We start from the raw sequence: 6,648 nt of genomic DNA on the forward strand, positions 1-6,648 counted from the left end.
GAGCTGCGCCCTTGTCCTACAGGGCCATGCGGGCGCTGCTGATTCGGAAAATCGCCGCCTGCTTTTAGCATCGGCTTATGGGTCATGGGCTGCGTTGACTCACCTTGACCTCACACTTTGATGCCCATGACGTGCGTAACGCCGTAACGCCTCATCCTGCGCATTCGCGCAAGAGGCTACTTTCTGGAGGCCATCATGCTCAAGTACGCGATTATTTTTGCGCTGATTTCATTGGTTGCCGCTGCCCTCGGTTTCGGTGGTGTGGCAGCAGGTGCTGCCGGTATTGCCAAGATTCTGTTCGGCCTGTTCCTGATCCTCGCGGTTATCTTCATCGTGCTGGCTGCGCTGGGTGTAGGCGCTGCAAAGAAAGCACTGAAGTAGATGGCTGCGAGCACCGACATGCCGGCCGGCACCATGGCCGCGCGGTTCCGGCAGCGGCTGTTCCACCCGTGGCGGCAGCCGGGCAATGAGGCTGCACGCCTGCCTGCGCCTTCTGCCGGTGTGGCGCCCAAACGGCCGCTGGGTTTCCAGGCCAGCATTGCCGAGTTTTTACTGATCAACCGCCTGCGTGCGCGCCGGCCGGCTGCACCGTCTGCCGATGTGCTGGAGCGCGCGGCCCGCATTGTGTTTGTGACCTGCAAAAACTGGTTTGCACCGGCCGAGAACCGGGAAGTCAGCCACCGCACACGTCTCTAACGGCGCGGCCGCCTGACACACATCCCCTGCAAACCCTGCCGCTACTGCACGTCACGCATCCACAAGGTTTCTTTTCACCGGTTCAGGCTTATGCACACCACCCTTATTGATCTGTTGCTGGAATACGAGGTCATTCACCCCGCCCATTTCCTGTTTCACATCGAGGCGGCTTTTCACGAAGGCCACCATGTTGTGGAAGAGCGGCTGACCATCACGCCCAGCATGAAGGTGCGGAACTTTTCGGATGAGCGCAGCGGCAACCGCTTTATCCGCCTGGATGCTCCCAAGGGCGTGCTTTCGGTGAACTACCATGCGCGCGTGGAGCTGCACCCGGCCCCGGTGCCTCTGCACCTGGACGAAACCCCTGTGACGGCGGTGCCGGACGAAGTGCTGCGCTACCTGATGCCCAGCCGCTATTGCGAATCCGACGTCATGAGCCGTGCCGCGCAGCAGCTGTTTGGCCACTTGCCGCCGGGCATTGGCAGGGTGCGTGCCATCGAGGCCTGGATTCACGACTCGATTGGCTACTTGCCGGGCTTTAGCAATTCCACCACGACCGCGCAGGAGGTGTTTGTGCAGCGCGCGGGTGTCTGCCGTGACTTTGCGCACCTGGGCATCACGCTGTGCCGGGCCTTGAATATTCCCGCACGGCTGGTGGTGGGGTATGTGCACTTTGACGAGCCGCCGGAAGATTTCCATGCCGTGTTTGAAGCCTGGCTGGAGGGGCGATGGGTGATTTTTGACCCGACACGCATGGCGCCTATCGACCGCCTGGTGCGTGTGGGCACGGGCCGCGACGCCAAGGACGTGGCCTTTGCCACCATTTTTGGCGGTGTGCAGATGCTGCGCAAGGAACTCTCGATCACCGAGGGAGACATCCTGCCTGGCGTTTCAACGGGGGTGCATTCGCCCGCGCTGACCGTGGTCACGGTTTAGCCCGCAGGTGCCGCCATGACTGCCGCGTTGCGGCGCTTCAGCACAAGCAGCCCGAACAGCGTGGCCGTGATGTACATGCTGAAGGAGTAAATCGCCGCCGGCAGGGCCAGCTGGAAGTTGTTCAGCACGGCCAGCGCAATGAAGATGGCCAGCGTTGCGTTGTGAATGCCGATCTCGTAGCTGATGGCGGTCGAGATGGGTTTGTCCAGGCCCGTGGCCCGCGAGACGTAGTAACCGGCCAGCAGGCTCACCAGGTTGAAAGCCAATACCGCCGGGCCGATCGCGGCGAAGGTGGTGGTGAGTGACTGCCACTCCTTGACGACTGCGCCTATGGCCACCACGGCCAGCACGATGATGCTGAAAATCTTGGTCGGGTTTTCGCTGCGTGCGGCCCAGGCGGGTTTGCGCATGCGCAGCCACATGCCGATGGCCACCGGCACCAGCACGATGATGATCACTTCCACCACCTTGCCGAACTGCAGCGGCACGACCTGGCCTGTTTTGGCGAAGGTGTCGATCGCCCAGTTGGCGATCACCGGCATGGTGACGATGGACAGCAGCGTGTTAATGGCGGTCAGCGAGATGTTCATCGCCACGTTGCCGCCGAAGAGGTGGCTGAACAGGTTGGCCGAGATGCCACCGGGTGAGGCAGCCAGCAGCATCAGCCCCACCGCAAAGAGCGGCGGCACATTCAGCAGCACGATGATCGCGTAGCAGGCGACTGGTAGCACGATGACCTGCAGCACCAGCGCCACCGCCACGGCCTTGGGGTATTTGAGCAGGCGGGTGAAGTCCTCGACCTTCAGGGTCATGCCCAGGCCGAGCATGACCAGCGCGAGCGCCGCGATCAGCAGCTGCGCGACGACAGGTGAGCCGTTCATGACTTGTAGCTTTCGTCGAGTTTGTCGAGCTTGCGTATCAGTGACGGCCAGACAAAAGCACCACCCAGGCCGCCGGTCTGCACGCGCATGGCCTCGGCCACACCTTTGACGATCAACGGGTTGACCTCGGTGAGTTCGCCCCCGGCCTGCGCGTCGAGCTGGATGCGACAGGTGTTCTCGAAGGTGTACATGCTGAGGAAAGCGTCGGCAATCGTTTTGCCGACGACCAGCAGGCCGTGGTTGCGCAGCATCAGGAAATTGGCCTTGCCCAGGTCGGCCTGCAGGCGTGGTTTTTCATCGTCGCGGAAGGCCACGCCTTCATACGCGTGATAGGCGAGGGACGCCAGCACGAAAGTGGACTGCTGGCTGATGGGCAGCACGCCGCACTTTTGCGCGCTCACGGCCACCCCGGCGCGCGTGTGGGTGTGCAGCACGCAGCCGGCATCGGCGCGCGCTTCATGCACAGCGCTGTGAATCACAAAGCCTGCCGGGTTCACCGGGAAGGGCGTATCAATGACCTTGTTGCACTGGCCGTCGACCTTGACCAGGCTGGAGGCCGTGATCTCGTCGAACATCAGGCCGTAGGGGTTGATCAGGAAATGGTGGTTGCCCGCGCCGGAAATGGATTCGGGCAGCTTGGCGCTGATGTGGGTAAAGACCAGGTCGCTCCAGCCGTAGAGGGCGACGAGGCGGTAGCAGGCGGCGAGGTCGCAGCGCAGTTGCCATTCTTCAGCGCTGACGACTTCCTTGAGGGAGGGGATATGCATGGGGATGGTCTCCGTGGTGTGTATGAATAAAGGTGCTCTCTCGGCACGAACTGCTCACGATACGTGGGTGCTTGACGGGGAACTGTCAAAAATTTGACAATTGGTCGCATGCCTGTCGTTCCGAAGACACCTTCGCCCCTTTCACCGCTCTCACCGCCATCCTTGCTTGCCCGCATGTCGGCCAACCCGTGGTTTGGCGCGCTGCCGGCGATGGACCGCCAGGCGCTGCTCGCCTCTGCCGAGGTGCTGCGCCTGCGGCCCGGTGAAATGCTGTTTCGCCAGGGCGATGCGCCCGGCGGTTTTTATGGCTTGCTCGGCGGCCTGTTGAAAATCTCCTCGCTGCGTGAGGACGGGCGCGAGGCGATTCTGGTGGTGCTGGAAGCGGGCAACTGGATCGGCGAGATCTCGCTGATGGATGGCGAGCCGCGCACGCACGATGCCACGGCCTTGTCTGCGGTGGAGGTACTGGTGGTGCCGCAGGCGGCTTTTACCTTGCTGATGCAGGGCGCGCCGTTTGCGCGGGCCATTGCCGGCTTGCTGGCGGCGCGCGTGCGTTCGCTCTACGGCATGGTGGAAGACGCCGCCTTGCGTTCGACCCGCGCCCGCGTGGCGCGCCGCCTGCTGCTGCTGGCGCGCGGCGATGCCACGATGGCATTGAAGGCGCGGCCGGTGGTGCGGGTTTCGCAGGAGGCGCTGGCCATGATGCTRGGCATCAGCCGGCAAACGCTGTCGGTCGAACTCAAGGTGATGGTGCAGCGTGGCGCCATCGCGCTCGGTTACCGCTGCATTGAAATTGTTTCGCCTGCGCGGCTGGAGGCGTTGGGCAACGTATCGCGCTAGGGCGGGTTCAATGCCGGCCGGGCCGCGTGTCGTTTTCCAGCCGGGCCAGCCAGACCATCGCGCTTCCCGCGTCGGCGCCACACATCTCGGCAGACGCCATGAGCTGCCCGCACACCGCAGGCCGTTCGGGCTGGCCAAAAATGAGGCAGCGGTTGGCGGTGTCGAGCTGCACGCAGCGCACGCCCGCCGGCTTGCCGTGGGGCATGCCGGGTATGGCGGAGCTGATGGAGGGCGCGATGCAGCAGGCGCCGCAGCCGGGACGGCAGTTCATGGTTGGTGGTCTGCTATGAAAAATATAGCTGCTCGCGCAGATTCCTATTGGGCTGGAGCCGTATTTGGTGCTTAAAAAAGGCCTGTGGGACCGTTTGTGGCGCAAAATCAGTCGGGTTTGATCTTTGCCCGTGCCGCCACTTCTTTCCAGCGCGCCTGCTCGGTCTTGATGAAGGCACCGTACTGCGCCGGTGTGTCGCCGATCGGCTGGGCGGTGTCACCGCGCAGGCGTTCGGTGGCCTGCGGATTGCGCATGGCCTTATTGCAAGCCTCGGCGATGCGGTCGATGTTGGCCTGCGGCATGTTGGCCGGCGCATTAAGGCCGTACCACTGCGTCATTTCAAAACCGGGGTAGCCGCTTTCCGCCACGGTGGGCACGTCGGGCAGTTGGGACAGGCGCTCCTTGGTGCCGGTGGCAATGCAGCGCAGCTTGCCTGACTTGATGTGCGCGAGGATGGCCGGCGCGCCCACGCTTGCCGCTTCGAGCCGCCCGGCCAGCAGGTCGGTCAGCTGCGGGCCGGTGCCGCGGTAGGGCACGTGCAGCACAAAAATGCCGGTCGCCATCTTCAAATATTCAAACGCCAGATGGCCGGCGCTGCCATTGCCGGCTGAGCCGTAATTGAGCTGGCCGGGCTTGGCCTTGGCCAGCGCGATGAATTCTTTCAGGTTGTTGGCGGGCACGCTGGAATTGACGACATACAGGCTGGGCACCTTGGCCAGCAGCGAGATGGGCTTGAAGTCCTTGTTGGTGTCGAAGGGCAGTTTGTCGAAGATGAAGGGGTTGACCGCCATGGTGCCGATGTGGCCCAGGATGATGGTGTGGCCATCGGTAGAGGCAGCGCATTCCTGCATGGCGATGTTGCCGCTGGCGCCGGGCTTGTTTTCCACAAACACCGTCTGGCCCAGGCTCTTGGTGAGTTCGTTGGCCGCTGAGCGTGCGACGATCTCCGAGCTGCCGCCGGGCGCGAAGGGCACCAGCAAGCGTATGGGTTTGCTGGGCCAGCCGGCCTGTGCATGCAGCAGCCCGGGAAAGGCCGAAACCGCTGCCAGTGCGCCGCCGGCCTCGAGGCCGAACTGCAATGCGCCGCGGCGCGTGTTGAGGTGTTTCATTTGATGTGTCTCCATGTTGTTGCCGCCGTCGTTTTCATCGCTGGCGTGTCGGTCCAATATAGGACCGTACATGAGGCGCGGCGCTACGTGATTCCGCTAATGAGGCTAACCCCCATGCGCTAGATGAAGGATGCGTCAAAACGTTCGCGCGCGGCCTTCAGGTTCTGGTGGTTGCGCTCGGCCCAGTTGTCCAGCGGGATCAAGGTTTCGCTGAGGGACTGGCCCAGCGCGCTGAGCTGGTATTCCACATGCGGCGGCACGGTCTGGCGGTCAAAGCGCAGCACCAGGCCATTGCGCACCAGCTCCTTGAGCGTTTGCGTCAGCATCTTTTGCGAGATGCCTTCGATCTTGCGCATCAGCTCGTTGTTGCGCACCGGGCCATCGGCCAGCGCCGGGATCACCAGCAAGGCCCACTTGCTGGCCACCAGCTCCAGCGCTTGCCGCGACGGGCAGGCCTGGCTAAACACATTTGAAGCGTCGGTGGGTGGGTCGCCGGGAATTGTCATGGTTACCAGAAGGTGCGTACTTGCCTATGGGTAATCGTAAACCTAAGCTGGAGGCGCATCAATCCTTAACCCTCTTTAACCCTGTTATTCCAAAGAAAGACTCCCGATGGCCTGGCTCTATTTACTCGCCGCAAGCATTGTCGAAATCGCAATGGCCTTGTTCCTGAAATCTTCCGAAGGCTGGACGCGCCTGTGGCCCAGCGTGCTGGGGGTGGCCGCGGCCGGCGCCAGCATTTTCTTTTTGACGCATGCCGTCAAGACTTTGCCGGTGGGCACGGCCTACGCGATCTGGACGGGGATAGGTTCGGTCGGCGTGACGCTGATCGGCATCCTCTGGATGGGCGAAAGCGCCTCGGCACTGCGTCTGACCTGCGTGGCGCTGGTGGTGGCCGGCATGGTGGGCTTGCGCCTGCTGGACGGCACTGTTTGATCAACCCATCCGTGGAGAAACCCATGACCCATCTGGTTTATATCGAAGCTTCGCCGATGCAGGCCGCGTCCACTTCAACTTCCGTCGCCACCGCCTGGCTGGACGCCTATCGCCAGGCGCATCCCGAGGGCACCGTGGACACGATCAATGTGTGGGACATCGACCTGCCGCCGTTTGACGCCGACATGATCGCCGCCAAGTTTGCCGTGTTG

The 6,648-nt window shown here is 62.8% G+C and carries 11 protein-coding genes; 6 read left to right on the top strand and 5 right to left on the bottom strand.

Annotated features, from left to right (window positions below; genetic code table 11):
• The first annotated feature begins 195 nt into the window (after positions 1-195).
• The 3 genes from AC1D1X_RS12325 to AC1D1X_RS12335 all read left to right on the top strand — a co-directional run bounded on the left by AC1D1X_RS12325 (position 196) and on the right by AC1D1X_RS12335 (position 1,632).
• Positions 196-381 (top strand): DUF1328 family protein, encoded by a 186-nt coding sequence (locus tag AC1D1X_RS12325; protein ID WP_457281859.1) that lies wholly within the window; start codon positions 196-198, stop codon positions 379-381.
• Complete coding sequence (locus AC1D1X_RS12330; RefSeq protein WP_477670398.1) at positions 382-696, top strand: hypothetical protein; 315 nt, start codon at positions 382-384, stop codon at positions 694-696.
• A gap of 90 nt (positions 697-786) precedes the next feature.
• Positions 787-1,632 (top strand): transglutaminase-like domain-containing protein, encoded by an 846-nt coding sequence (locus AC1D1X_RS12335; protein ID WP_477670397.1) that lies wholly within the window; start codon positions 787-789, stop codon positions 1,630-1,632.
• On the opposite strand, the gene AC1D1X_RS12340 is transcribed toward AC1D1X_RS12335, so the two are convergent.
• Both AC1D1X_RS12340 and AC1D1X_RS12345 read right to left on the bottom strand, forming a co-directional pair.
• Positions 1,629-2,513, bottom strand: a complete 885-nt coding sequence (locus AC1D1X_RS12340) for a bile acid:sodium symporter family protein (protein ID WP_477670396.1) — start codon at positions 2,511-2,513, stop codon at positions 1,629-1,631. The two genes, AC1D1X_RS12335 and AC1D1X_RS12340, sit on opposite strands and share 4 nt — an antisense overlap.
• The gene (locus AC1D1X_RS12345; protein ID WP_477670395.1) at positions 2,510-3,280 is read right to left on the bottom strand and encodes a class II aldolase/adducin family protein; all 771 of its coding nucleotides are present in this window, start codon (positions 3,278-3,280) and stop codon (positions 2,510-2,512) included. The genes AC1D1X_RS12340 and AC1D1X_RS12345 overlap by 4 nt, the downstream gene beginning before the upstream one ends.
• A gap of 174 nt (positions 3,281-3,454) precedes the next feature.
• On the opposite strand from AC1D1X_RS12345, the gene AC1D1X_RS12350 reads away from it, so the two are divergent.
• Entirely contained in the window at positions 3,455-4,120 is a 666-nt protein-coding gene (locus AC1D1X_RS12350; RefSeq protein ID WP_477670743.1) for a Crp/Fnr family transcriptional regulator, read from the top strand.
• Positions 4,121-4,127: 7 nt separating this feature from the next.
• Here AC1D1X_RS12350 and AC1D1X_RS12355 read toward each other — a convergent pair whose 3' ends face one another.
• The 3 genes from AC1D1X_RS12355 to AC1D1X_RS12365 all read right to left on the bottom strand — a co-directional run bounded on the left by AC1D1X_RS12355 (position 4,128) and on the right by AC1D1X_RS12365 (position 6,006).
• Complete coding sequence (locus tag AC1D1X_RS12355) at positions 4,128-4,391, bottom strand: YkgJ family cysteine cluster protein (protein ID WP_477670394.1); 264 nt, start codon at positions 4,389-4,391, stop codon at positions 4,128-4,130.
• 107 nt (positions 4,392-4,498) lie between these two features.
• On the bottom strand, positions 4,499-5,500 hold the full coding sequence (locus tag AC1D1X_RS12360; protein ID WP_477670393.1) for a Bug family tripartite tricarboxylate transporter substrate binding protein: 1,002 nt from the start codon (positions 5,498-5,500) through the stop codon (positions 4,499-4,501).
• 119 nt (positions 5,501-5,619) lie between these two features.
• Complete coding sequence (locus AC1D1X_RS12365; protein WP_477670392.1) at positions 5,620-6,006, bottom strand: winged helix-turn-helix transcriptional regulator; 387 nt, start codon at positions 6,004-6,006, stop codon at positions 5,620-5,622.
• A gap of 106 nt (positions 6,007-6,112) precedes the next feature.
• Between AC1D1X_RS12365 and AC1D1X_RS12370 the strand changes: the two genes are divergently transcribed.
• Entirely contained in the window at positions 6,113-6,436 is a 324-nt protein-coding gene (locus tag AC1D1X_RS12370; protein ID WP_457281851.1) for a DMT family transporter, read from the top strand.
• Between the two features lie 23 nt (positions 6,437-6,459).
• Positions 6,460-6,648: NAD(P)H-dependent oxidoreductase (locus tag AC1D1X_RS12375; protein WP_477698362.1), on the top strand; the 189-nt coding region annotated here is incomplete at its 3' end.

Source organism: Polaromonas sp. P1_G4, from assembly GCF_056405475.1.